The sequence below is a fragment of the Chryseobacterium sp. 'Rf worker isolate 10' genome (assembly GCF_050753305.1).
Lineage (GTDB): Bacteria > Bacteroidota > Bacteroidia > Flavobacteriales > Weeksellaceae > Chryseobacterium.
Genome location: NZ_JBOZOF010000002.1, coordinates 693181 through 716909, shown reverse-complemented (window position 1 = coordinate 716909; position 23729 = coordinate 693181). Strand labels below are relative to the sequence as shown.

The window sequence follows — 23729 nt, the reverse complement described above, 5'->3', positions numbered from 1 at the left end:
GATCCCGAATAAAGTTACGGTTCTGTTAAAGGGTTTAGCCATAGAAATCATTTTAAATGAAAAACGTACCGCTTTCAAAAGAAAAAGGTACGAATTATTATTAAACTGGTCATCTAAGATTTATTTAAAAATCCTTCAATGTACCATCGTCATTGATGTATTTGAATTGATAGTTTGGATCAATAATCTTTCCGCCCATTTGTACAAAAGGCCCCCACATTCCTGACCAATCTTCAAAATCATTTTCAACAGATGTATCCCAACGGACTACAGTTGAACTTTCATGGAACTTTACATTCACTATAATACCGTATTCATTATCCAAAAAAACTTTGGTTCCTACTTGAAAATCTTCATATTTATAAGGATCATCCATTTATCCTTCAAACAGATAAGTAGTAAGGTAATGCAGCTCTTTTCTGCTTGCTTCTTTAGACTCTGCTTCTGCCTGCTCCAGAGAATATTGAGAATTAATTTCCTTTTTCTGCAAAACAAATGAATTGTTGGCGTTCTTATCTACTACATCATTAAAAATATGCTCAATTTCAGAATTTGCCAAAGTAGCAAAGCTGACTTCTTCAAAGCCATGCAGCAGTCTGAGATCATCAAACTGACTGAAATTTTCATTTACAAATCCCTGCAGCTGTGCCTTTGAGTCAAAATTACCTGCCCAGATGTTATAGGCATATCTTTTCTTTTTAGGTTTGTCTAAAATACTTTGATACACGAAGTTTTCACCCAGATAGGCTTCTCTTACCTGTGGATCATTCGCCAGATCTTCCGGAAGTCCTTCTTTCAGGATCTTTCCTTCGAACATGATATAGGTTTTATTGGTAATGGCAAGAGTTTGCTGCACGTTGTGGTCGGTAATCAGAATTCCGATATTTTTATCGACAAGACTTCTTACAATTTTCTGGATATCTTCTACGGCAATCGGGTCTACCCCAGCAAAAGGCTCATCCAGAAGAATAAAATTCGGGCTTGTCGCAAGGCAGCGTGCAATTTCTGTTCTACGTCTTTCTCCTCCGGAAAGAAGATCTCCTCTGTTTTTACGAACGTGCTGTAAAGAAAACTCTTCAATCAGTTCATCACATTTGATCTGCTGTTCGCGCTTGGAAAGCTTGGTCAGCTGCAATACTCCCATAATGTTTTCCTCTACAGACAGCTTTCTGAAAACCGAAGCTTCCTGTGCAAGATACCCGATTCCTTTTTGGGCTCTTCGGTACATGGCATCCGTAGTAATTTCCTGCTTGTCCAGAAAAATTTTTCCTGAAGTAGGCTTAACCAACCCTACAATCATATAAAACGATGTAGTTTTTCCTGCTCCGTTCGGACCCAGCAAACCAACAATTTCTCCCTGTTGAACTTGTACAGAAACGCCTTTTACAACTTTTTTAGGACCGTATTCCTTGATTAAGTTTTCTCCTCGTAAAATCATAGGGCAAATATATCAAAAATATAAACTCGCAGAGAGGCGAAAAAGTAAAAAAGAGAAAAGGTAAAATCATAAAATTGTCATAAAAAAATTGATCTTTTCCTCTTTTCATCATTTTGCTTCTTGTAACTTTTCATCATTTTAAGCTACTTATCATAAAACATATCAATCACAAATACTAAGAAATGGAAAATTACGGTTATACAAAAACAGAAAATGTACAAAACCAGCAAAGCAATGTTCCTTACCGCTCGGAGAAAAAAATCCCCGCAGCTTTATTGGGAATTCTTGTGGGGTGGCTGGCTTTAAATAAATTTTATCTGGGCTATACGAAAGAGGGAATCATTCAACTGGTTCTGAATGTTGTGACTTTAGGAGCGGCTTCTATTATTCCTTTTATTGAGGGAATTTTATATCTCTTTATGAGTGATAAGCAATTTGATGACACTTATGTATACGGGAAAAAGGGGTGGTTATAAAATCATCAGCTATCAATCCGTTTAAAATAAAAAACAGGCTGTTCTTATCGGAACAGCCTATCTATTTTTCTTTATTGAATACGTTTAATCCGGACAAGCTAAATGCTCCATAACACATGGATACCAGATATCTTTGCACCATGTTCCACAATTTGGATTATCAATAATCACTTCGCCTCCTTTGATTTCCTTCAATTGATTTCTCTCAATCTTTTTAAGATTTCTCATAAATAATTTTTTTGATGTTTTAATTATTTCGTTTCTCGAAATTAGTTTAACTCAAAAATAGCAGTTTTATCTATGTGAAAGTTTCTGATGAAGACTGTTAACTTAACATTAACGTTTATCTCAGCATCAAAGATTTTATAACTCTTATTTATTCAACAAGATAGCAGCTTCTTTTGCAAAATAAGTAAAGATCATGTCTGCTCCTGCTCTTTTGAAACACGTTAAGCTTTCGATGATTGTTTTATCATTATCCAGCCAGCCGTTTTGGGCAGCCGCTTTTACCATGGCATATTCTCCACTTACGTTGTAAACTGCAATCGGAAGATCAATAGCTTCACGTACTTTGGAAACGATATCCAGATAAGGAAGACCTGGTTTGATCATAATGACATCTGCACCTTCATCAATATCTTTATAGACTTCGTTCAATGCTTCACGGGTATTGTGAAAATCCATCTGATAAGTCTTTTTATCCTTCGGAATTTCCATATCATCTTTCGGAGCACTGTCTAAAGCACTTCTGAAAGGTCCATAGAAAGAACTCGCATATTTGGCAGCATAGCTTACGATTCCCACATCTGTAAATCCGCTTTCTTCCAATGCTTCACGGATTACCAGTACTCTTCCATCCATCATATCACTTGGAGCTACAAGATCTGCTCCTGCTTCTGCATGAGATACTGACATTCTTGCCAGTGCATCATTGGTAGCATCATTTACAACTTTTCCGTTTTCTATGATTCCGTCATGCCCGTAGATAGAATAAGGATCTAAGGCTACATCCGGCATCACAACCATTCCCGGAACGGCATCTTTGATGGCTTTGATTGTATTTTGCATCAATCCGTCTTTGTTCCATGCTTCTTTTCCTGTATTGTCTTTCAGATGTTCTGACACCTTCATGTACAAATTGACAGCTTTTACACCCAAAGAAAATAATTCCTTACATTCCTTAACTGTTAAATCTATACTCCGCCTAAAAATTCCCGGCATAGACGGAATTGCCTCCTGCTTGTTTTCGCCCTCCATTACGAAGATCGGCATTACAAAATCATCAGTTGTAAGCACATTTTCTCTTACCAAACTTCTGACAGATTCATTAACTCTAAGTCTTCTATTTCTTGAATGTATCATTTTGGAATACTTTTTGAATAAGTTTCTACAAATTTAATATAAGTTCTACAAAAAACTATTGTATGAAATTGTAGAATTTATTACATTTGTTATATATATTCGAGAAATTATAAATTTGATGAAAAAACTTTTACTTTTATTTCTATTTGTAGGCACTTTTGTTGGATTTTCCAACAATTTAAAAGCTCAGCTTAGAGAGCCGGGTTCCATCACTCAAAAGGCGGATGATGGGGTATTGCTTGCCTATCCAAATCCCGCAAAGGATTTCCTTATTGTTAAGGCAAAAGATCCTTCCTTAAAAATCAAAAGCGTGACTTTTTATTCAATTTTGGGTATGCAGGTCGCTAGTTATACAGTAAACATGAATTCCGGAGAAATCAATATTGAAAAATTGAAGCCCGGAAAATATATGATACGTTATATTTTAAGTGACAACACACAGAAAGTTACTCAAATCGTAAAACAATAAATTAAAATCCTGATAATCATCAGGATTTTTTCTTTTTACTCTAATTCTGTTTTAATATTTCCGTAACTTTCGGGACTTTTTAATACTAATTGTAAAAAGAACAATTTTAATGCTAAAAGCTGAACATATTAAAAAGACCTATAATGCCGGAAAAAAGGTCGCACTGGATGATTTCAGTATCCATGTCCCGAAAGGCAGTATTTATGGTCTTTTAGGTCCCAACGGAGCCGGAAAAACTTCTTTTATCCGTATCATTAACCAAATTACTCAGGCAGACTCAGGAGATATCTTCATCAATGGAGAAAAACTGAATCCCAGTCATATTAAAGACATCGGCTATATGCCGGAAGAAAGGGGTTTGTACAAAAATATGAGTGTTGGCGATCAGATCCTATATTTCGGGGAACTGAAAGGGATGAGTAAAAGTGACGCTTTAAATGAAGCCAAAAAATGGTTTGAAAAGCTGCATATCGACCAATGGTGGAAGAAAAAGCTTTCTGAACTTTCTAAAGGAATGGCACAAAAGATTCAGTTCGTGGTAACAGTTCTTCACAGACCTCATCTTTTAATTCTTGATGAGCCTTTTTCAGGTTTTGACCCCGTAAATGCGAACTTAATCAAAGATCAGATTATTGATCTTAAAAATAACGGAACAACGATCATTCTTTCTACCCACAGAATGGAAAGTGTGGAGGAAATGTGTGATTATGTTGCTTTGATCAACAATTCTAAAAAAATTATTGACGGAAGGGTTTTTGATGTAAGGGAAAAATTCAAGAAAAATATTTTCGGAGTTACACTTTCTGAGGTAAGCAATGATCAGTTTGACAGTTTCAAAAACAAATATGAAATATTCAACTTGTCGAATGAAAACAACCTTGTTTCTTTTGATCTAAAAAATGAAGAGAGTCATAATAATGTTATTCTTGACCTTGTACAGGTAGGTAAAGTGAGATCATTCGACGAAAGAATTCCTAGTATGAATGAAGTATTTATTAATGCTGTAAGTAACCATTCCTAATTTTATGAATAATATTTTTTTAATTACCAAGAGAGAGTTTCTTACCCAGGTTAAGAAAAAATCTTTCATCATATTGACTTTGCTGGCACCGATAATGATTATTGCTTTTGGGGCAGTGATAGGATTGATGTTTAAAGCGAATGAGTCACACAGTATCATTGAAGTGGTGGATAAGAGTGGCCTATTTACCAATCAGCTGAAATCTAATGACAAATTAAATTACGTTTTTGTTTCTGCTGCAGATGAAAAATCAAAGATTAACAATTTAAAAGGAAATGAATCTCTGGATGGTATTCTGATTCTTCCTGAACTGAAAAATCAGAATTTTGATGCACTTGAAAAGGAAACAAGACTGGTCATCAATAACAAAATAGGATTTGATACGAAGCAGAGAATTGTATCTGATATCGGCAATGTTGTTAAGAAAGAAAAAATCAAACAGCTGGGTATTCAGGAAACACAGTTAAATGATCTTGATAAAGGCTTCACGCTAAAAACCATCAATGTCACAGATAACAATAAGGAAGATTCTGATCTTGCTTTTGGAGTAAAATCCGGATTGAGTATGATACTCATGTATGTTACTTTTATGTTTATTATTATTTATGGCGTAAGGGTAATGCGAAGTGTGCTTGAAGAAAAGAACAACCGTGTTGTAGAGATCATTATTTCTTCCGTGAAACCTTTTGAACTGATGATGGGTAAGATTTTGGGCGTTACCATGGTTGCCTTAACTCAGTTTATTATTTGGATTACCATGTCTGTAATAGGCGCATTGGTTTTAAATACAGGTTTCTCTTCTCTTCAGAAAAACATTCCGGGTGGAAATGAAGAAATTGCCAGCAAACTGGATATGGGGCAGCTTGCTACTCAGGTTTCTCACAGCTTACTGGAGCTGAATTTTCCACTGATCATTTTTGTATTCATTATTTTCTTCCTTTTAGGATATATATTTTACAGTTCTATTTATGCAGCAATTGGTTCTGCAGTAGATAATGAAACAGAAACACAGCAGTTTACTTTATTTGCGGTTTTACCTTTAATGTTAGGAATGTATGGAAGCTTCACATTGATGAACAATCCGGATGGCCCATTAGGTTTCTGGCTTTCGATCATTCCGTTTACATCTCCTGTCGCAATGATTGCCAGAATACCGTTTGGGGTTCCTGCATGGCAGATTGCATTGTCTATTATCTTACTGCTTGGAACCACTATTTTTATGATTTTCGTGGCTGGGAAAATCTACCGTGTAGGGATTTTAATGTACGGGAATAAAGCTACTATGAAGGAGCTTTGGAAATGGATAAAAGGATAATTTAATATAAAACATATCAACAAAAAAATCCCGGAAACTTAGTTTCCGGGATTTTTTATTTTGAAATATTCTAGTTGAATATATAGCTTAATGTAAGTGCTAAAACCTGCTCTGATTTTTTCTTACTACTACCCTTGGTTTCATTTCTTAGACCAGGATAAGTATCGGCAAGACCTAAATCATATTTTACAGCTACTTCAAGTTGTCTTTTGTAACTATATCCTATTCCTAATCCTATTCCCCAGTTAAAGCTGTTTGCTTTCCCGTTTACGCCTGCCGGCTGTGAAGGATCGGTAACATTCGGATCATAATAAGGTCTGTTTGTTGGAATATCTTTAACGTTCTGACTTAACAGAAAGTTAAATCTTGGTCCTATCAATCCAAAGAATTCTGATTCAGCTTCTGAAAAATATCCTTTGAAATAAAGAGGCACACTTAGGTAGTTATTAGCATATAATGCATCGTAACCACTTACACTTTTAGCATCTTTATCTTTCCCTGTTTCTCCTGCACCATAGTACTGAACTTCAGGTTGAATAAAGAATTGGTTTGTTTTTCCTACGGGAATCAATGCCAAAGCTCCAGCTTGAAAAGTATATCTTGGGCCCGAAGGGTTATGGGCATTTGATACTCTGGAGTAGTTTAGGCCGCCTGTAACACCAAATCTTGTACTTCCCCATTGCACTTGTGCAAAAGATAAAGCAGAAAGAGTCAGAGCTGAGGCTAATAAAAGTTTTTTCATATGTTTTGGTTTTGTATTATCCTAGAATTTTTGCTACAGTAGCACCGATATCAGCAGGAGAATCTACTACGTTGATACCATTTTCTCTCATGATTTCCATTTTTGCCTGAGCTGTATCTTCAGCACCACCTACGATAGCACCTGCGTGGCCCATTGTTCTTCCTTTTGGAGCAGTTTGTCCAGCGATGAATCCTACAACCGGCTTATTAGATCCGCTTGCTTTGTACCATCTTGCAGCTTCAGCTTCAAGACCTCCACCGATTTCACCAATCATTACAACAGCTTCAGTTTCAGGATCGTTGATGAATAGCTCTAATGCTTCTCTAGTAGTTGTTCCAATGATTGGGTCACCACCAATACCGATAGCAGTAGAAATACCGTAACCCGCTCTTACTACCTGGTCAGCAGCTTCGTAAGTAAGGGTACCTGATTTTGAAACGATACCTACTTTACCTTTTTTGAAAACGAAACCTGGCATAATACCAATTTTAGCTTCTTCAGAAGTAATGATTCCAGGGCAGTTTGGTCCGATTAATCTGCAGTCTCTGTCTGCGATATAAGATTTTACTTTTACCATATCAGCTACAGGAATACCTTCAGTAATACATACAATCACTTTAATTCCTGCTTCAGCAGCTTCCATGATAGCATCTGCTGCGAATGCCGGTGGTACGAAAATGATACTTACATTTGCTCCTGCTTTTTCAACAGCGTCAGCAACTGTATTAAATACCGGTTTTCCTAAGTGCTCGCTTCCTCCTTTTCCTGGAGTAACACCACCTACTACGTTTGTTCCGTATTCAATCATCTGGCCAGCGTGGAAAGTTCCTTCGTTCCCTGTAAATCCTTGTACAATTACTTTAGAATCTTTGTTTACTAAAATTGACATTTTATTGTTGTTTTAATTTATTTATTATTTTATTAATGCTCACAAATTTACTTAAATTTCTTTGATTTTAAATAAAACCTTTGGAATTGTTTATTTGAGATTTCTCAGCTTTACCTCTTTTTTCAGATAAGTTTTGAAATCTTCTGCAAACATCCCGATATAGGTTCCTTTTTCAAGATCTCTGTTTACGCCTGTTTTTCCAAGAAGTACAGATCCTGCCTCTATTTTATTTCCGGAAGCAATTCCTACCTGTCCCCATAATGTCACCTCATCTCCGATGACACAGCATCCTGCAATTCCTACCTGAGAAGCAATAAGACATTTTTTTCCGATCACGGTATCATGTCCGATCTGAATCTGGTTATCTAAAACAGAACCTGCTCCAATAATGGTAGAATCTGTAACGCCTCTGTCAATGGTACATCCATTTCCAATTTCCACGTTGTTTTCGATGATTACATTTCCTACAGAAATCAGACGGTCAAAGTTTCCGTTTAATTTTCTGTAATAAAAAGCATCACCCCCTAAAACTGTGTTGGACTGGATGATGACATTATCTCCGATTTCCGTACGGTCACCAATCACTACATTAGGAAAGATAAGGGTATTTTTTCCGATTTTCACATTGTTTCCGATCACGGCTGAAGAATGAATCTTTGTGCCCTCTCCTATTTCAACATCATGAAGTTCTTCTGTGAAATTATATATTCTGGTAAAATGAGTATTGATTTTATTAAAGTCTCTGAAAGGATCATCAGAAACCAAAAGAGCTTTGCCTTCAGGGCATTCTACTTCTTTATCAATTAAAATAATAGTCGCTGCAGAATTTAATGCTTTATCATAATATTTAGGATGGTTTACAAAAACGATATCACCTGGTTTTACCATGTGAATTTCGTTAGTTCCTAATACTTCAAAGTCTTCAGGCCCTACAAATGCGGAGTCTATTAAATCTGCAATGGTTTTAAGCTTTTGCGGAGAATGGAATCTCATAACAATAGATTTTCTTATAAAACAAAATTCGGACTGCTAATGCAAACCGAATTTATGTAAATTTTATTTATTCTTTTACTCTTTCTAAGTAGCTGCCGTCTTCAGTGCTTACTTTAATTCTGTCTCCCGGTTCAATGAACAAAGGAACCATTACTCTTGCTCCTGTTTCAACGATTGCGTTTTTAAGAGCGTTTGTTGCAGTGTTTCCTTTTACACCCGGATCAGCTTCTATTACATCCAGGTATACTGACTGTGGAAGTTCAGCAGAAAGTGGAGTTTCATCAGCTTCTTTCAAAATGATTGTTACTTCTTCACCAGCTTTCATAAACTGAGCGTTCTCGATCATTTCTTTGTTGATGTATAATTGAGAGAAGTCATCATTGTTCATGAAGTGGAATCCGTTCTCATCATCATAAAGATACTGGAACTTTCTGGTGATTACTTTTACTTCATCAATTTTGTGTCCTGCAGAGAAAGTATTATCAATTACTTTACCGTTAGTCACTGACTTTAATTTTGTTCTTACGAAAGCAGGTCCTTTCCCTGGTTTTACGTGAAGGAATTCGATTACTTTAAAAATATCATTGCTATATTCGATGCAAAGACCTTTTCTGATATCGTTACTTGTTGCCATTAATTTTGTAAATATTTATTTTCTTTTATTAAATTGTATTCCTTGCCCTTGCGGCGTCATTCTGTTAAATGTATTATTATTGAACGTATTCACATTATTATTCAATCTGTTTACATTCATCTGAATATCAGATTTATACTGATCGGTAGTTCCTAAAATTGAACTTCCGGTAATTTTCTGTTTCAGAATACTATTTAAGTTCTTCTTTGCAATACTATCATTGGATACTTCAGAAATTTTTCTTTCTATGGTAAAAGGTTTTTCCTTTTTTCCGGTTTCAGGCTTTTCTGTTTGCTGTGCAGACAAAAAAGATGTTGCAGAAAGTGCCATAAGTACGATTAAACTTTTCATAGCCTGATAGTATTTGTTATTAATTATTCTCTATCCTTTCCGGTTCCGTATCCTTTTACGATACCTCTTGGTGAGTTTTGAATAAATTGTAAGATTTCATCTCTTTCAGCCGTTGGAAGCATTTCTTTTTCAATATGAGAAATAGCCTGAGAAACGTTCATCTTCATTTGGAAGATTGCTCTGTATATTTTTTGGATTTCAAAGATTTTCTCATTGGTAAATCCTCTTCTTCTTAAACCTACAGAATTGATACCTGCATAAGACATTGGCTCTCTTGCTACTTTTACGTAAGGCGGAATATCTTTTCTTACCAAAGTACCTCCGGAAATCATCACATGTTTCCCGATTTTACCAAATTGATGAACCGCTGATAAACCTCCCATTACAGTGTAATCTCCAATCTCCACATGTCCTGCAATACCACAACCGTTTACGATGATAACGTGATCTCCGATGACGCAGTCGTGTGCAATGTGTGAAGTTGCCATAATAAGGCAGTGAGCACCTATTTTGGTATATCCTAAGGCTTTCGTACCTCTGTTTACCGTAACACACTCTCTGATTGTCGTTTCGTCACCGATAATTACCTGAGTATCTTCACCATCAAACTTCAAATCCTGAGGAATTGCAGAGATTACAGTCCCAGGGAAAATCCTACAGTTTTTCCCTATTCTTGCACCATCCATAATGGTTACATTAGGACCAATCCAGGATCCTTCTCCGATTTCTACGTCCCCTGCAATTGTAGTGAAAGGTTCTACGATTACATTTTTGCTGATTTTCGCACGTTTATCTACGGCTGCTAATTGATGAATCATTTAATCAACTTTATTTTTTGCAACTTGAGCCATAAGCTCTGCTTCTACTGCTACTGCATCTCCTACATATCCATACCCCTGCATATGAACAATTCCTCTTCTGATAGGCTCTATCAATTCAATTTTGAATATAAGTGTATCTCCCGGAATTACTTTTCTCTTGAATTTCACCTTATCAATTTTGATGAAATAGGTAGAGTAATTTTCAGGATCCGGAACGCTTGCTAATACCAGAATACCTCCTGTTTGTGCTAATGCTTCTACCTGAAGTACTCCAGGCATTACAGGTTCTTTAGGGAAATGTCCCACGAAGAATGGTTCATTCATCGTCACATTTTTCAACCCAACTACGTGAGAGTCTGAAAGTTCAAGAACTTTATCTATCAATAAGAACGGGGGTCTGTGAGGCATAAGCTTCATAATTCCGTTGATATCGAATACTGGTTCTTTTGTCAGGTCAAAATCCGGAACGTTTTTCTTTTTCTGCAATTTCCACTGGCGGTTTAGTTTTTTCGCAAACTGAGTATTCACATAGTGTCCCGGTTTGTTGGCAATAACTTTACCTTTTATTTTTACTCCTGCCAAAGCAAGATCACCGATTACATCCAGTAATTTATGTCTCGCAGCTTCGTTAGGATAGTTTAAATTAAGATTATCAAGAATACCGTTTGGTCTGATAGATACATTATCTTTTCCAAAGGCTTTCTTTAATTTTTCTGTAGTTTCAGGAGTAAGATCTTTATCTACATATACAATCGCATTGGAAATATCTCCACCTTTGATCAAACCATGATCTAAAAGCATTTCCAATTCATGCAGGAAACTAAATGTTCTTGCTGAAGAGATTTCGTCTTTAAACTCTGAAATATTTTTAAGAGTGGCATTCTGAGTACCTAAAACTTTAGTCCCAAAGTCTACCATTGTAGTTACTTCGTAAGTATCTGAAGGAATGATTGTGATTTCCGAACCAGTAGCCGGATCACTGTACGTAAGAACTTCTTTCACAACAAGATATTCTCTTGCTACTCCTTGCTCTGCTACTCCAACACTTTCGATTGCTTCCACAAAGTATTTTGAAGATCCGTCCAGAATAGGAGGTTCAGAGGCATCCATTTCTAAAATTGCGTTGTCAATATCACAACCGACAAGGGCTGCTAAAAGGTGTTCGCAAGTGGTAATTTTTACCCCTAATTTTTCTAATGTAGTTCCTCTTTCTGTTGCTACAACATAATTTACATCTGCTTCTACCTGAGGATGTCCCTCCAAGTCTGTTCTTACAAATACAAAACCTGTATTTTCTTTAGCAGGTTTAATGGTAAGTTTTACTTCTTTACCAGTGTGAAGACCAATTCCAGAAAGAGTTACCTCCTGCTGAAGTGTTTTTTGCATATCACTCATTAGTATTATCTTTTGAGTTATTCTCAAGATTATTTATTCTGTTTACGATTCCAGGCAAGTTCCTGAAATGAACATAGCTTCTCAAATAGTCATTGTAGCTGATTGCTGGTGAACCATACAATGTTTCTCTATCATTAACGCTGGAATTCACACCACTCTGAGCCTGAATTTTCACCTGATTTCCTATTTTGATATGCCCTACAACTCCTACCTGACCACCAATCTGGTTCCAGTCACCAATAGTTGTAGAACCAGCAATCCCCGCTTGTGCAGCAATTACATTGTTCTGACCAATTTTCACGTTATGGGCAATCTGAATCAGGTTATCAATTTTGGTTCCTTTTCCGATAATGGTAGATCCTATTGTAGCTCTGTCTATACTACAGTTTGAACCGATTTCAACATCGTCTTCAATAATTACGTTTCCAAGCTGTGGTATTTTCTTGAAGCCCTCGGCTGTTGGCTGGAAACCAAAACCGTCACCTCCAATTACCGTATTGGAATGAATCACACAGTTATCTCCAATAATACAGTAGTCGTAAATTCTGGCACCACTGTCTATCTTACAGTTTTTACCAATTTTCACTCCTTTTCCTATATATACATGTGGATAGATCTGTGATCCTTCCCCGATTTTTGCTTTCTCAGAAACATACGTAAATGCTCCGATATAGGCTTTATCTCCTATGACAGCTGTATCGTGGATGGATGAACCATTTTCAATACCTTCTTTTCTTCCCTGCATTTCCTGATATAAATTCATCAGAACCTGAAATGAAAGATAGGCATCTTTTACAACGATTAAGGTAGGGTTATAACTATTTTTATCCAGAAGTTGTTCCGAAACGATAATAACAGAGCAGTTTGAGGTATCCAAAAAATGAGAAAATCTATCTTGTGCTATAAAAGAAAGATGTCCTGATTCGCCATTTTCAATTGGTGAAACCCCTGTAATAAGTGCATTCTCGTCACCTATTATTTTTCCGTCAATAAAACTTGCAATTTGCGAAGCTGTAAATTCCATATTCTGCAAAGATAAGAAATTCTAGAATTTGCAAACATTTTTTGGTTTCAGATCGTAAATTTTAATATTATTTAAGAGTCTAGCCCAGAGATATCTCTTGGAAACATAAGGATATAGCGGGTTGTCTTATTTACAATCAACCCCGATAAAAGCTGATCTTCCGACTCATGAAGCCTCGTTCTCTTACCATTTTTATGCAATAAATAGATCGGTTGTTTCTCCGCGTGATAGGGTAAAAGTTTTCGTTTTATTTCATGAACCAGTTCTTTTCCATTATCGATTCCAAAAAATTCATTGCTGTTTTTCACTTTTTCATCAATTATTTCCTGGGTAAAAGGATGTGATGAAATAATTGTTTTAGGTAAATTTCTCTGAATTACACATTTACACCAATATGATAATACAAAGTCATCGGAATTCTGCCATTCTTTCATCGCCTGAATCACATCATTATCATCAAGTTTCGTAAATCTTTCTATATCTTCATCAGTTGCAGCACTCTTTTCACGGTATAAAAAATATTTCAGATTATCTGTTGCAGGAAGCTCTGTTCCCTGAGAAATCAGATATTTTGCTCTTTCGAGGATTTTAACCAAAAGAAATTCTGCCAAAGCTGAAGTTTTATGATAATACACCTGCCAGTACATAAACATTCTGGCTGTCAGGAAATTTTCAATAGAATAAATTCCTTTTGCATCAATCACCAGCTCTCCTTCTTCACATACATTCATCATGGAAATAATTCTCTGGGTATTAATATTTCCTTCTGATACGCCGGTAAAAAAACTGTCTCTTTTCAGATAATCCAGGCGGTCAACATCCAGCTGAGAAGAAATCAACTGGTTGAAAAACTTTCTGTGATATTTTCCCTGAAACATTTCAATAGCCATTGAAAGCTGGCCGTCAAACTCTTCATTAAGCTTGTTCATCAGCAGCAAAGAAAGATTTTCATGATGCCAGTCATCCATCAGCATACTTTCCAGGGCATGAGAAAACGGACCATGACCAATATCATGCATCAGAATAGCCAGCATAGCACCTTTTTCTTCTTCCTCGGAAATTTTCACGCCTTTTTGCTTCAATGTTTCCAAAGCAGTAAACATCAGGTGCATTGCTCCCAGTGCGTGATGAAATCTTGTATGGGTAGCTCCCGGAAAGATCAGGTTCAAAAGTCCTGTCTGTCCTATTCTTCTCAATCTTTGAAAGTAAGGATGCTCAATGATATCAAATAAAATTTCGTGGGGAATTTTGATAAATCCGTGTACAGGATCGTTGATAATTTTTAGCTTATTCTGCATTGAAACGTCAATATTAGCAACAAAGTTAGGCATTTTAAATTTGAGTTCCGGTTAATTTCATGTTAAAAGAAAATCAGCCAACACTCAGTATTTATTCCTTAAAAAACGTTTGCTGCTCTTGTATTTTAAGTCTATCTTTGAGTGAGAAACGCGATCACTTTTAATGAGAAAACACGCTCTTTTCCTTTTATTATTTTTAAGTTTAAATTTTTCCGCACAAATTATAACTGAAACCCAAAAACTGGAATCCCTCTGCAGAGTTTGGGGATTTTTAAAATATTACCATCCTCATGTAGCAAAAGGAAATTTGAACTGGGACAAACAGCTTTTTCAAAAAATCAACGAACTGGAAAATATCAATGATAAACAGTCATTAAATAATTTTTATTCTGAATGGATCGAAAGTCTGGGAGAGGTTCCTTTCTGCAAAGAATGTTCAATAAAGGATAATAAAATATATTTTCTTAAAAATTTTGACCTGAGCTGGATTGATAATTCTCAAATTTTCTCAAATGAGATATCTCAGAAACTTCACTATATAGAAAATAACCGGAATCTTGGAGATAACCATTATTTTGGAAAAGGCGGAAGAAAAGTATATTTCAGAAATGAAAAATCATACGGTTCAAAATTCACTTCCAAAACAATCAGCTTACTGGAGTTATTCAGGTATTGGAATTATGTAGAATATTTTTTTCCGTATAAATATGAAACCGATCAAAGCTGGAATGACGTTCTTACGGAAATGATCCCCAAGTTTCTTATGATTGATAATGATGAAAATTATCACTTAGCATTAGCAGAGCTGGTCACGAAAACAGATGATTCCCATGCTTACCTTTCATCAAAAGAGATTCAGCTTAATCAGTACGGCAAACGAAAAGTACCTGTAGAGTATTCCTACGCCGAAGGAAAATTAGTGATTACAAAAATCAATGATACGCGTTCCAGACATACAAATCCTCTTCATACAGGAGATGTCATCTATGATATTGAAGGAAAAACAATTCCTCAAATGATTAACAGCCTGGGAAAATATGTACCGGCATCCAACTCTTGGGGGAAAGTCAGCAAAATAAAAGATAAACTTCTCTTCAGCAATAATGATTCTATTTCTGTAAAAATTGAAAGAAACGGACAAAATCTGGAAATAAAAACCAGAACTTATATTATCAAAGATATTATTCATGAAAAAAATCCGGCTCCCCGAAAATGGAAATTTATAGATGAGGAAAAGAAAATCGGTTATGTCAATATGGGAATTCTGGAAAAAGAAGATCTGGATGAAATGTATAGAGATTTGAATTCTGCAAAATCTATTATTTTCGATCTTAGGAATTATCCGAAACAAACCATTATTCCTTTAAGCTATCTCCTGCTTCCTGAGCCTTCGGTCTATTATCAGTTTACTTTTCCTGACACCAGCTACCCGGGCAAATTTTACAGCAGAAAAAATGTTACAGGCAGAAAGAATCCCGAATACTATAAAAGAAATGTAATCGTTCTAGTAGACGAGAGTACCCAAAGCCAGGCAGAAACAACAACAATGATGTTCAAACAGCATCCGAAAGCTAAAATTATCGGCAGCAATACTTCAGGAGCCAACGGAGATGTCATTATGTTTAAAATTGCTGATCTTGAAACACGGTTCACAGGTCTTGGAGCTTATTACCCGGACGGAAGAGAAACGCAGAGAATAGGCATCATTCCGGATATCCTTGTAAAACCCAGCATAGAAGGGTTTAAAAACGGAAAAGATGAACTCCTGGAAAAAGCTTTGGAATATATAAAAACCACTGATTAGGGAAACAAAAATGCGAAATATCAAACGATATTTTCATTTAACTAATATTTAACTTTTAATTTCTCTAATTTGTGAGATTTTAAAAAGAATTGGTCAACATTTTGATACAATAACCATGTAAAAAATAAATTATGTCAGAAAAGATATTATGGATAGATGATGAAATAGATTTACTTAAACCTCATATCGTATTCTTAGAAAAGAAGGGTTACCAGGTAACTCCTGTTAACAACGTGAATGAGGCTTTGGAACTTATGGATTCAGAGAAATTTGCTTTAACGTTAATTGACGAAAATATGCCCGGTATTTCCGGTTTGGAAGCCATTCCCATGATTAAGGAAAAAGATAACTCCTTAAAAATTGTAATGGTCACTAAAAGTGAAGAGGAGCATATTATGGAAGAGGCCATCGGGTCTCAGATTGCCGATTATATCTTAAAGCCTGTAAATCCTAATCAGATATTACTTTCCCTCAAAAAAAATCTTCAGGAAGATAACCTGGTAGAACAAAAAACAATTTTACAATACCAACAGGAGTTCAGAAACCTTTCTATGGAACTTTCCTACCTGAGAACTTATCAGGAATGGGCAGAATATTATAAAAAAATCCTTAGCTGGGAAATCAAATTTGATAAAGTGGCAGATAATGAATTTGCCGATCTTCTGCAGTCTCAGAAAGAAGAAGCCAATATTCAGTTTGCCAAGTTTATTGAAAAAAATTATGCAGACTGGCTTATTGATTCTGACAAACCCCTAATGAGCCACACGCTCTTCAAAGAAAAAGTAAAACCCGAAGTAGAAAAAGAAAAAGTTCTCCTACTAATGGTAGACAATCTTCGTTATGATCAGTGGAAAGTTATTGAACCTTTGTTTACAAAATATTACAATAAAATCTCAGAAGATTACTACTACAGTATCCTTCCTACCGCTACACAATATGCAAGAAACTCTTTCTTTGCAGGATTAATGCCGTCTGAAATTGAGAAACGTTTCCCTGATAAATGGTTTAATGATAATGAAGAAGGAAACAAAAATGAATTTGAACGTGACTTCCTGGAGGATCAGATGAAAAGAATTGGTCTGGGATCAAAATCTATGAAATATCTTAAAGTACTGAACGCAGATTTTGAAAGAAAAATTTATGATGATTTCAACCAGCATAAAAATAATGACTTGCTGGTAATCGTTTACAACTTTATTGATATTCTTTCGCATGCGAAAACAGACAACCATATTGTAGATCAGCTGATTCGTGATGATAAAACCTTCCGTTCTCTTACCTACAACTGGTTTGAAAACTCTTCTTTACTGAAGATCATCAAAACAGCTGCAGAAAACGGATACAAACTTGTCATTACTACAGACCACGGAACGGTATATGTGAAAAAGCCAAGTAAAGTTGTGGGAGACAGAGAAACTTCTACCAACATCAGATACAAAACGGGTAAAAGCTTAACGTATGATGACAGTGATGTATGGGCGATTACAAATCCGGAAAAGCTTTTCCTTCCAAAAGGAAACTTAAGTTCGAAATATATTTTTGCTAAAAACAATATATTCCTGGCTTATCCTAAAAATTATAATCATTTCGTTAATTACTATAAAGAGACTTATCAGCATGGAGGAATTTCACTGGAAGAGTGTATTATTCCTTTCAGCGTTCTAGAACCCAAGTAGTTTTCTTCATAGTTTATTTAATCTTGAGCTAAAAGCGGAAAAAATCGAACGATTTTTTCCGCTTCTTTTTTTAAGGGCACTCATTTTGCATACTAGAAGGCAACCTTAAATAAATATAATCTTATGAAAAAGCACATTTTTATTGCAGCTGCATCTGCCGCATTATTTTTAACTTCATGTAATAAAGAAAAGAAAGCAACAGATTCAACTTCTGCTGCTGCAGATAGTATTGCATCAAAACCATCTGATTCAGAAGCTGTAGCAGGAACTCAGGATGAAATTGTAAAAAGTACTTCGAAAGACAAAAGTGGAAAAACATTGGAAATGACTTTCAACAATACTAAAAATACAGCCACAGTAGTATTCAACAAAGAAACGATTGAACTACAGGGACAAAAACCTGCATCTGGGATTTGGTATAAAAACGATCATTATGAACTGAGAGGAAAAGGTGAGGAAATAGAACTGACAAAAGACGGTAAAACAGTTTTCAAAAAATAAAATCTCTTCCTAAAAATATAAAAAGTCGGCTTTGAAATTCAAAACCGGCTTTTTTATTTCCCTACATTTGAAAAAATTTATTTTTGTTTATGAAATTAATCACTTATAATGTCAACGGAATCAGGGCTGCATTCACAAAAGATTTTTTGGGCTGGCTGAAAGCTGCTGACCCGGATATCATCTGTATTCAGGAGAGTAAAGCCGGAAACGACCAGATAGACATCGAAAGTCTTGAAAAATTGGGTTATCACAGTTATTGGCACTCTGCAGTCAAAAAAGGCTACAGCGGGGTCGGAATTGCGTCAAAAATCAAACCTAACCATATAGAGTATGGTTGTGGCATCGAAAGCTATGATAATGAAGGTAGAATCATTCGTGCGGATTTTGATGGGTTTTCAGCTATTTCTGTATACGTTCCTTCTGCTTCTAATATTGAGAGACTGGATTTTAAAATGCAGTTCTGCAACGATTTTCTGGAGTATATCAAAAATTTAAAGAAAGAAATTCCTAATCTGATTATATCCGGTGACTTTAATATTTGCCATGAAGCGATCGATATCCACAACCCTGATGGTTTAAAGAATGTTTCGGGCTTCCTTCCTATGGAAAGAGAATGGATGACCAATTTTATGAATGAATGTGAACTAATAGACAGCTTCAGATTCTTCAATAATGATCCTGACAATTATACATGGTGGAGCTACAGGCAAAATTCAAGGGCTAGAAATAAAGGCTGGAGACTGGATTATAACTTTACCTCTTACAGTTTAAAAGACAAGCTCTCTAGGGCTGCTATTTTAAAAGAAGCTGTGCATTCTGACCATTGTCCTGCTTTATTGGAATTGAATGTATAATCAACAAGATTTCCGTACATACAAAAAGCCAGCTGAATCAGCTGGCTTTTTTTTAATTTAAATCATAAAATTAATCGACAATTTCATATTCGACCGGAATTGTACCATGATTGATATCTCCGATCTCATCGAACGCAGCTTTAGACATGTCTAAAGATCTTGATGAATGGAAAGGCCCTCTGTCATTAATTCTCACTATTACCTCTTTACCATTCTTAAGGTTCGTAACCTTAACGTTTGTTCCAAATGGAAGCGTTCTGTTTGCTGCAGTAAACTTTGAGTTATCAAAGATTTCTCCGCTAGCAGTTTTTCTACCGTTAAATTTATCGTGGTAGTACGATGCATAACTTGTTTTTTTCGCATCTAAGGCATTATTCGTAAAAGAATAAACACCTAAGGTTGAAATCATCATTATGATTACGAGAATGAATCTTTTCATCATGTTGAACTTTTATTGGTTTTGACGGAGCAAATGTATCAGGAATCTTTATAAAACCCTACTCCATATGTTAAAAATAGTTAATAAAACGTTAACGAAATATTAACTACCCCCGTAACCCCCTATGAATAGGGCTTTTAAAGTACACTGTTAAAAAGTGTTAAAAAAACTCTTTAAAAGTTAATATAATTAACTAATTCGTGCATAATTTAAATTTCAACACTTTAAAACAACTTAAAAATCAATTAGTTACAAATTTCACAAAGTTAAAATAAAATCAGAATTTTATTTATAAGAATTTTAAAGTCTTAAAATCTGACTTTCAGAAAAACTTTCTGTCAGAAGAAGTTTAGCTTCATAAATTAAAATTGCAGAACTGATTTTTAACACCTTTTTATTTTGTTAAAATTGATAAGCTGATCTATTATTCAACAAACATTTGATTTCAATTGTTCAAAAAATAAATTATTAATGATTTATTACCCGGAAAAAACAATGAACGGAGTCTCTTAAAAGTAAAAAACCAATGATTGCTCATTGGTTTTTTTATTATAACTAAATAAATTCTTATTTTAAGTATTCTAAAACATAGTCATATGTTCCGTTCGGATATACTACAGACATACTTGGAGATCCTGTAACAGCAGCTCCTGTAGATGTATCATATGAATATAATTCTCTAGAATATACTGTATTAGTACCCGCTTTATAAATAGTAATTCCGTACATAGCAGTAATTCCAGCAGGAGCAGGAATTGTTACTGCAGTAGTAGTACCATTTGCTGCAAAAGTTCCTTTTATACCATAAATTTGTGCGTTATTTACTTGTCTGTTTGTAACAGTTTCAGTAAGAAGAATGTTTTCTTTACCTGACCCACCTAATGGCAACCATTGTCCAGAAGCAGAAGAAAATGCTGGTGTTGGAGTAGGATTACTGAAATAGTAAAAACCTATTCCAACAGTTTGACCTCCAATACCAGAACCTGTAGCAGGAGTAGTACCAGCAACTGAATTATAAACGATCATACCATCGTATGCTGTAGGAAATTTTAATGCATTGGTTACCGGTGTAACAAATGTAAAAGTAGTTAAGTTTGTTCTTGGAACAGATAATCCTTTCCCTAAATTGTTTGATGCAGGGAAACTTGAAGCATCTAAGTAAACTGATTCTCCACCTATGGTAGCATTAATTGTATTATTTGTTTTGATCTGTGCATTAGAAAAGATACCAAAAGCTAATAATACAAGAGCAGAAATTTTTTTATTTGTGTTCATTTCACTATTATTTTAAATTATAAACTTGTGCAGTACCATGCACCACTGATGAAAGTATACTCTAATGCTGAACCTGATACAGCAGGAGAAGTAGTTGTACTAGGGTGAACACCAGTCACACTAAATCCAGCACCCCCAGTAGCATCAACAATTCTGAATTTATCTCCAGCAACAGCAGTAGCTACTGCAGGAGCTGCAACAGTTACATTGGTAGTTACCAACATTGATTCGTTTTTGTTAATAGCAGTTGATTGTGCAACGTTAGTATATGTACTGGTTGTAGCAGCACCACCACCTACAGGCTTCCATTCAGGAACTGAATTATCAAAATAATAGAACCCAGGACCAGTAATTTTAACTTTTCTAGATCCAGTACCAGTACCTCCAGTAATGTAAACAATTGCTCCATTCTGAGGTGCACCATATGTACCACTAGTATCATCCTTAGAAGATAATTCCGCTGCCGTCATACGAGGGACTAATAAGGCATCAGGTCTAGCAGGATCAGTAGTGTTAGCTACTACATCTAGCGTTGCGGCAGGCGTGGTCGTGTTAATCCCCACTCTACCTGTAGTCTGAGCCTTAGAAAAAGCCGAAAGGCCAACAAGCATAATTGCTGTTAATAAAATTTTTTTCATAAGTTTTTAAAGATTTTTAATTACATTTTTTTTCATCAATATTTCCAAAAAGGAAATGCATCCCAACTTGTGAATACTATCTTGAAACTAAATGGTCAAATAAGTATTTTAACTGAACTTTAGCTTCACTTTAAGATTAACTCATTGAAAGCATATTATTTAAAAACATTGCTTATTGCGCAAATTTAAGATATAATTTTTGAATTTATATAAATAAAAAAAGAAAATTAAAAAATCTTAATTTTGCAAAACATTAATAGATTGATTATCAATTAAATAAAAATAAGTAGCAGAGAAAATTCTATGTTAAAATTTATTAATATATTAATTTTATAAACTCTATTTTCAACTGATTAATAAGTATTTAGCTACACTAATTCTCCGTATAAGTCAAATTCTTCCGCAGAAGTAATTCTGACTTCAGCAAATTCACCTATAGAAATATAAGTATCTTCAGCAGAAACCAGCACCGTATTGTCCACATCTGGTGAGTCATACTCTGTTCTTCCGATGAAATAATTACCTTCTTTACGGTCAAAAACACATCTGAATACTTTCCCTATTTTTTCCTGATTCTTTTCCCAAGAAATCTGAGACTGCAGTTCCATAATTTCTTCTACTCTCGCCTCTTTTACTTCCTGTGGAATATCATCCTCCAGGGCATGTGCTGAAGTATTCTCTTCATGAGAATAAGTAAAGCATCCCAATCTGTCAAACTTTTGCTCTCTTACCCAGTTTTTAAGCTCCTGGAATCTTTCTTGTGTTTCCCCAGGATATCCAACGATAAGTGTTGTTCTAATCGCCATATCAGGAACTTTTTCTCTGAATTTTCCTAAAAGGGCATCTGTCTTCTCGTGAGTAGTTCCTCTTTTCATAGATTTCAACAAATCGGAATTGATATGCTGAAGAGGAATATCTATATAGTTACACACTTTAGGTTCTTCACGGATAATGTCCAGAACGTCTTCCGGGAAACCGCTTGGGAAAGCATAATGAAGACGGATCCATTCTACACCTTCTACTTTTACCAATTCTTTTAAAAGATCACCCAATGCTCTTTTTTTATAAAGATCAAGACCATAATAGGTAAGATCCTGTGCAATAAGGATTAATTCTTTTGTTCCTTTTTTTGCCAGTTTCTGGGCTTCAGAAACCAGTTTTTCGATAGGGGTTGAAATATGCCCTCCTCTCATCAATGGAATCGCACAGAAAGAACAAGGTCTGTCACAACCTTCCGAAATTTTAAGGTATGCATAGTGTTTAGGAGTAGTTGTCAGTCTTTCGCCTACCAACTCGTGTTTATAATCCGCTCCAAGATGTTTCAACAGCATCGGAAGATCTCGTGTTCCGAAATACTGGTCTACATCTGGAATTTCTTTTATCAAATCTGGCTTGTATCTTTCTGATAAACATCCTGTAACGAATACTTTTTCAACTTCTCCTCTATTTTTAGCCTCTACATAATCAAGAATAGTATTGATAGATTCTTCTTTGGCATTATCAATAAATCCGCAGGTATTGATTACCACAATGTCACCACGGTCTTCGTGAACCACTTCTTTGCCATTGGCCTTTAACTGGCTCATTAATACTTCAGAATCATATACATTCTTGGAACATCCAAGAGTGACTACATTGATTTTCTTCTTCCCTACAGATTTTGTACGCATCGTTTTGATTTTGAGTCTGCAAAGATACAAAATATTGAAGAGTTAAATATTAAAAAATGAAAACCACTTTAGGAAAGTGGTTTTCAAGGATATACTTTAAAAGTTTTTTTCTTTAAATGCAGGGGCATTCTGATCTTTATCCGAAAGTACGGCGTCTTTATCATCAATTTTCCAGTCGATACCAAGATCCGGGTCATTGAATTTTACACTGCCTTCTGATTCTTTGTTATAAAAATTATCACATTTATAAGAGAATACTGCATGTGTACTCAAAACAGAAAATCCATGTCCGAAACCTCTGGGTACATACAATTGTAGTTTATTTTCGGCAGTAAGCTCTATTCCGAACCATTTTCCGAATGTAGGAGAATCTTCCCTAAGATCTACTGCCACATCCCATACGCTGCCTTCAAGACATGATACCAGTTTTGCCTGTGAATGTTCTCCTTTCTGAAGGTGCAGTCCTCTTAATACTCCGTAAGAAGATTTGGAAATATTATCCTGTACAAAGTGCCCGTTCATTCCTGTAAGTTCTTCGAATCTTTTTTCATTGTACTTTTCAAAAAAGTAGCCTCTATCATCTTCAAATACGGTAGGCTCTATGATATAGCAATCTTTAAGCGGGGTTTCTTTAATTTTCATAG

General features: G+C 35.4%; 25 protein-coding genes and 1 pseudogene. 8 read left to right on the top strand and 18 right to left on the bottom strand.

The window, feature by feature from the left end; genetic code table 11:
* Positions 1-124: 124 nt before the first annotated feature.
* Together LKL37_RS13245 and lptB are read right to left on the bottom strand one after the other, a co-directional pair.
* Positions 125-376 (bottom strand): hypothetical protein, encoded by a 252-nt coding sequence (locus LKL37_RS13245; protein ID WP_431611024.1) that lies wholly within the window; start codon positions 374-376, stop codon positions 125-127.
* A 336-nt stretch (positions 377-712) separates the two neighbouring features.
* Positions 713-1438, bottom strand: a pseudogene (gene lptB, locus LKL37_RS13240) (LPS export ABC transporter ATP-binding protein); the annotation flags it as partial.
* Between the two features lie 182 nt (positions 1439-1620).
* On the opposite strand from lptB, the gene LKL37_RS13235 reads away from it, so the two are divergent.
* Positions 1621-1914, top strand: a complete 294-nt coding sequence (locus LKL37_RS13235) for a TM2 domain-containing protein (RefSeq protein ID WP_047434469.1) — start codon at positions 1621-1623, stop codon at positions 1912-1914.
* A gap of 84 nt (positions 1915-1998) precedes the next feature.
* On the opposite strand, the gene LKL37_RS13230 is transcribed toward LKL37_RS13235, so the two are convergent.
* Positions 1999-2142 carry a bacteriocin-like protein gene (locus LKL37_RS13230; protein WP_165790457.1) on the bottom strand — a complete coding sequence of 48 codons (144 nt, stop codon included), beginning with the start codon at positions 2140-2142 and terminating at the stop codon, positions 1999-2001.
* 144 nt (positions 2143-2286) lie between these two features.
* Positions 2287-3276, bottom strand: a complete 990-nt coding sequence (hemB, locus tag LKL37_RS13225) for a porphobilinogen synthase (RefSeq protein WP_431611023.1) — start codon at positions 3274-3276, stop codon at positions 2287-2289.
* 118 nt (positions 3277-3394) lie between these two features.
* Here hemB and LKL37_RS13220 point away from each other — a divergent pair, with 118 nt between their 5' ends.
* The 3 genes from LKL37_RS13220 (at position 3395) to LKL37_RS13210 (ending at position 6081) form a co-directional block, all read left to right on the top strand.
* On the top strand, positions 3395-3745 hold the full coding sequence (locus LKL37_RS13220; protein WP_105701008.1) for a T9SS type A sorting domain-containing protein: 351 nt from the start codon (positions 3395-3397) through the stop codon (positions 3743-3745).
* Between the two features lie 109 nt (positions 3746-3854).
* The gene (locus LKL37_RS13215; protein ID WP_431611022.1) at positions 3855-4766 is read left to right on the top strand and encodes an ABC transporter ATP-binding protein; all 912 of its coding nucleotides are present in this window, start codon (positions 3855-3857) and stop codon (positions 4764-4766) included.
* Between the two features lie 4 nt (positions 4767-4770).
* A complete protein-coding gene (locus LKL37_RS13210; protein WP_431611021.1) occupies positions 4771-6081 on the top strand; it encodes an ABC transporter permease in 1311 nt (436 codons plus the stop codon).
* A 70-nt stretch (positions 6082-6151) separates the two neighbouring features.
* Here the strand turns inward: LKL37_RS13210 and LKL37_RS13205 are convergent, their stop codons facing one another.
* The 9 genes from LKL37_RS13205 to LKL37_RS13165 all read right to left on the bottom strand — a co-directional run bounded on the left by LKL37_RS13205 (position 6152) and on the right by LKL37_RS13165 (position 14228).
* Positions 6152-6823, bottom strand: a complete 672-nt coding sequence (locus LKL37_RS13205; RefSeq protein ID WP_431611020.1) for a porin family protein — start codon at positions 6821-6823, stop codon at positions 6152-6154.
* Between the two features lie 16 nt (positions 6824-6839).
* Positions 6840-7712, bottom strand: coding sequence for a succinate--CoA ligase subunit alpha (gene sucD, locus LKL37_RS13200; RefSeq protein WP_047378735.1), 873 nt, complete (start codon positions 7710-7712; stop codon positions 6840-6842).
* A 90-nt stretch (positions 7713-7802) separates the two neighbouring features.
* Entirely contained in the window at positions 7803-8705 is a 903-nt protein-coding gene (locus tag LKL37_RS13195; protein WP_431611019.1) for a UDP-3-O-(3-hydroxymyristoyl)glucosamine N-acyltransferase, read from the bottom strand.
* A gap of 67 nt (positions 8706-8772) precedes the next feature.
* Entirely contained in the window at positions 8773-9339 is a 567-nt protein-coding gene (efp, locus tag LKL37_RS13190) for an elongation factor P (RefSeq protein ID WP_105701012.1), read from the bottom strand.
* 15 nt (positions 9340-9354) lie between these two features.
* A complete protein-coding gene (locus tag LKL37_RS13185) occupies positions 9355-9690 on the bottom strand; it encodes a hypothetical protein (RefSeq protein ID WP_431611018.1) in 336 nt (111 codons plus the stop codon).
* A gap of 23 nt (positions 9691-9713) precedes the next feature.
* The gene (lpxA, locus tag LKL37_RS13180; protein WP_431611017.1) at positions 9714-10508 is read right to left on the bottom strand and encodes an acyl-ACP--UDP-N-acetylglucosamine O-acyltransferase; all 795 of its coding nucleotides are present in this window, start codon (positions 10506-10508) and stop codon (positions 9714-9716) included.
* Positions 10509-11906, bottom strand: a complete 1398-nt coding sequence (locus tag LKL37_RS13175; protein ID WP_431611016.1) for a bifunctional UDP-3-O-[3-hydroxymyristoyl] N-acetylglucosamine deacetylase/3-hydroxyacyl-ACP dehydratase — start codon at positions 11904-11906, stop codon at positions 10509-10511.
* Positions 11899-12930, bottom strand: coding sequence for a UDP-3-O-(3-hydroxymyristoyl)glucosamine N-acyltransferase (lpxD, locus tag LKL37_RS13170; protein ID WP_431611015.1), 1032 nt, complete (start codon positions 12928-12930; stop codon positions 11899-11901). Before lpxD ends, LKL37_RS13175 begins: the two co-directional genes overlap by 8 nt.
* Positions 12931-13001: 71 nt before the next feature.
* The gene (locus LKL37_RS13165; RefSeq protein ID WP_431611014.1) at positions 13002-14228 is read right to left on the bottom strand and encodes an HD domain-containing protein; all 1227 of its coding nucleotides are present in this window, start codon (positions 14226-14228) and stop codon (positions 13002-13004) included.
* 163 nt (positions 14229-14391) lie between these two features.
* Between LKL37_RS13165 and LKL37_RS13160 the strand changes: the two genes are divergently transcribed.
* The 4 genes from LKL37_RS13160 (at position 14392) to LKL37_RS13145 (ending at position 19063) form a co-directional block, all read left to right on the top strand.
* Complete coding sequence (locus LKL37_RS13160) at positions 14392-16032, top strand: S41 family peptidase (RefSeq protein ID WP_431611013.1); 1641 nt, start codon at positions 14392-14394, stop codon at positions 16030-16032.
* A 131-nt stretch (positions 16033-16163) separates the two neighbouring features.
* Positions 16164-17708, top strand: a complete 1545-nt coding sequence (locus tag LKL37_RS13155; protein ID WP_431611012.1) for a PglZ domain-containing protein — start codon at positions 16164-16166, stop codon at positions 17706-17708.
* Positions 17709-17831: 123 nt separating this feature from the next.
* A complete protein-coding gene (locus tag LKL37_RS13150) occupies positions 17832-18209 on the top strand; it encodes an MliC family protein (RefSeq protein ID WP_431611011.1) in 378 nt (125 codons plus the stop codon).
* 89 nt (positions 18210-18298) lie between these two features.
* On the top strand, positions 18299-19063 hold the full coding sequence (locus tag LKL37_RS13145; RefSeq protein ID WP_431611010.1) for an exodeoxyribonuclease III: 765 nt from the start codon (positions 18299-18301) through the stop codon (positions 19061-19063).
* Positions 19064-19133: 70 nt separating this feature from the next.
* Here the strand turns inward: LKL37_RS13145 and LKL37_RS13140 are convergent, their stop codons facing one another.
* From LKL37_RS13140 to rfbC, 5 genes are all read right to left on the bottom strand, one after another.
* Entirely contained in the window at positions 19134-19505 is a 372-nt protein-coding gene (locus tag LKL37_RS13140; RefSeq protein ID WP_431611009.1) for a septal ring lytic transglycosylase RlpA family protein, read from the bottom strand.
* Between the two features lie 564 nt (positions 19506-20069).
* Positions 20070-20777: a hypothetical protein gene (locus LKL37_RS13135; protein WP_431611008.1), complete on the bottom strand. Its 708-nt coding sequence runs from the start codon at positions 20775-20777 to the stop codon at positions 20070-20072.
* A gap of 17 nt (positions 20778-20794) precedes the next feature.
* A complete protein-coding gene (locus LKL37_RS13130) occupies positions 20795-21388 on the bottom strand; it encodes a hypothetical protein (RefSeq protein WP_431611007.1) in 594 nt (197 codons plus the stop codon).
* A 395-nt stretch (positions 21389-21783) separates the two neighbouring features.
* Positions 21784-23085 (bottom strand): 30S ribosomal protein S12 methylthiotransferase RimO, encoded by a 1302-nt coding sequence (rimO, locus tag LKL37_RS13125; protein ID WP_431611006.1) that lies wholly within the window; start codon positions 23083-23085, stop codon positions 21784-21786.
* A 96-nt stretch (positions 23086-23181) separates the two neighbouring features.
* Positions 23182-23727: a dTDP-4-dehydrorhamnose 3,5-epimerase gene (gene rfbC / locus LKL37_RS13120; RefSeq protein ID WP_431611005.1), complete on the bottom strand. Its 546-nt coding sequence runs from the start codon at positions 23725-23727 to the stop codon at positions 23182-23184.
* Positions 23728-23729: the final 2 nt, after the last annotated feature.

What these genes read in the sequence shown, in the direction of transcription:
- sucD (WP_047378735.1), bottom strand. Translation starts at nt 7,712, where the DNA reads ATGTCAATTTTAGTAAACAAAGATTCTAAAGTAATTGTACAAGGATTT.
- LKL37_RS13210 (WP_431611021.1), top strand. Translation starts at nt 4,771, where the DNA reads ATGAATAATATTTTTTTAATTACCAAGAGAGAGTTTCTTACCCAGGTT.
- LKL37_RS13195 (WP_431611019.1), bottom strand. Translation starts at nt 8,705, where the DNA reads ATGAGATTCCATTCTCCGCAAAAGCTTAAAACCATTGCAGATTTAATA.
- LKL37_RS13175 (WP_431611016.1), bottom strand. Translation starts at nt 11,906, where the DNA reads ATGAGTGATATGCAAAAAACACTTCAGCAGGAGGTAACTCTTTCTGGA.
- LKL37_RS13140 (WP_431611009.1), bottom strand. Translation starts at nt 19,505, where the DNA reads ATGATGAAAAGATTCATTCTCGTAATCATAATGATGATTTCAACCTTA.
- LKL37_RS13215 (WP_431611022.1), top strand. Translation starts at nt 3,855, where the DNA reads ATGCTAAAAGCTGAACATATTAAAAAGACCTATAATGCCGGAAAAAAG.
- LKL37_RS13130 (WP_431611007.1), bottom strand. Translation starts at nt 21,388, where the DNA reads ATGCTTGTTGGCCTTTCGGCTTTTTCTAAGGCTCAGACTACAGGTAGA.
- LKL37_RS13245 (WP_431611024.1), bottom strand. Translation starts at nt 376, where the DNA reads ATGGATGATCCTTATAAATATGAAGATTTTCAAGTAGGAACCAAAGTT.
- LKL37_RS13160 (WP_431611013.1), top strand. Translation starts at nt 14,392, where the DNA reads ATGAGAAAACACGCTCTTTTCCTTTTATTATTTTTAAGTTTAAATTTT.
- LKL37_RS13185 (WP_431611018.1), bottom strand. Translation starts at nt 9,690, where the DNA reads ATGAAAAGTTTAATCGTACTTATGGCACTTTCTGCAACATCTTTTTTG.
- LKL37_RS13150 (WP_431611011.1), top strand. Translation starts at nt 17,832, where the DNA reads ATGAAAAAGCACATTTTTATTGCAGCTGCATCTGCCGCATTATTTTTA.
- LKL37_RS13230 (WP_165790457.1), bottom strand. Translation starts at nt 2,142, where the DNA reads ATGAGAAATCTTAAAAAGATTGAGAGAAATCAATTGAAGGAAATCAAA.
- efp (WP_105701012.1), bottom strand. Translation starts at nt 9,339, where the DNA reads ATGGCAACAAGTAACGATATCAGAAAAGGTCTTTGCATCGAATATAGC.
- LKL37_RS13235 (WP_047434469.1), top strand. Translation starts at nt 1,621, where the DNA reads ATGGAAAATTACGGTTATACAAAAACAGAAAATGTACAAAACCAGCAA.
- LKL37_RS13155 (WP_431611012.1), top strand. Translation starts at nt 16,164, where the DNA reads ATGTCAGAAAAGATATTATGGATAGATGATGAAATAGATTTACTTAAA.
- rfbC (WP_431611005.1), bottom strand. Translation starts at nt 23,727, where the DNA reads ATGAAAATTAAAGAAACCCCGCTTAAAGATTGCTATATCATAGAGCCT.
- lpxD (WP_431611015.1), bottom strand. Translation starts at nt 12,930, where the DNA reads ATGGAATTTACAGCTTCGCAAATTGCAAGTTTTATTGACGGAAAAATA.
- LKL37_RS13145 (WP_431611010.1), top strand. Translation starts at nt 18,299, where the DNA reads ATGAAATTAATCACTTATAATGTCAACGGAATCAGGGCTGCATTCACA.
- rimO (WP_431611006.1), bottom strand. Translation starts at nt 23,085, where the DNA reads ATGCGTACAAAATCTGTAGGGAAGAAGAAAATCAATGTAGTCACTCTT.
- LKL37_RS13205 (WP_431611020.1), bottom strand. Translation starts at nt 6,823, where the DNA reads ATGAAAAAACTTTTATTAGCCTCAGCTCTGACTCTTTCTGCTTTATCT.
- hemB (WP_431611023.1), bottom strand. Translation starts at nt 3,276, where the DNA reads ATGATACATTCAAGAAATAGAAGACTTAGAGTTAATGAATCTGTCAGA.
- LKL37_RS13165 (WP_431611014.1), bottom strand. Translation starts at nt 14,228, where the DNA reads ATGCAGAATAAGCTAAAAATTATCAACGATCCTGTACACGGATTTATC.
- lpxA (WP_431611017.1), bottom strand. Translation starts at nt 10,508, where the DNA reads ATGATTCATCAATTAGCAGCCGTAGATAAACGTGCGAAAATCAGCAAA.
- LKL37_RS13220 (WP_105701008.1), top strand. Translation starts at nt 3,395, where the DNA reads ATGAAAAAACTTTTACTTTTATTTCTATTTGTAGGCACTTTTGTTGGA.
- LKL37_RS13135 (WP_431611008.1), bottom strand. Translation starts at nt 20,777, where the DNA reads ATGAACACAAATAAAAAAATTTCTGCTCTTGTATTATTAGCTTTTGGT.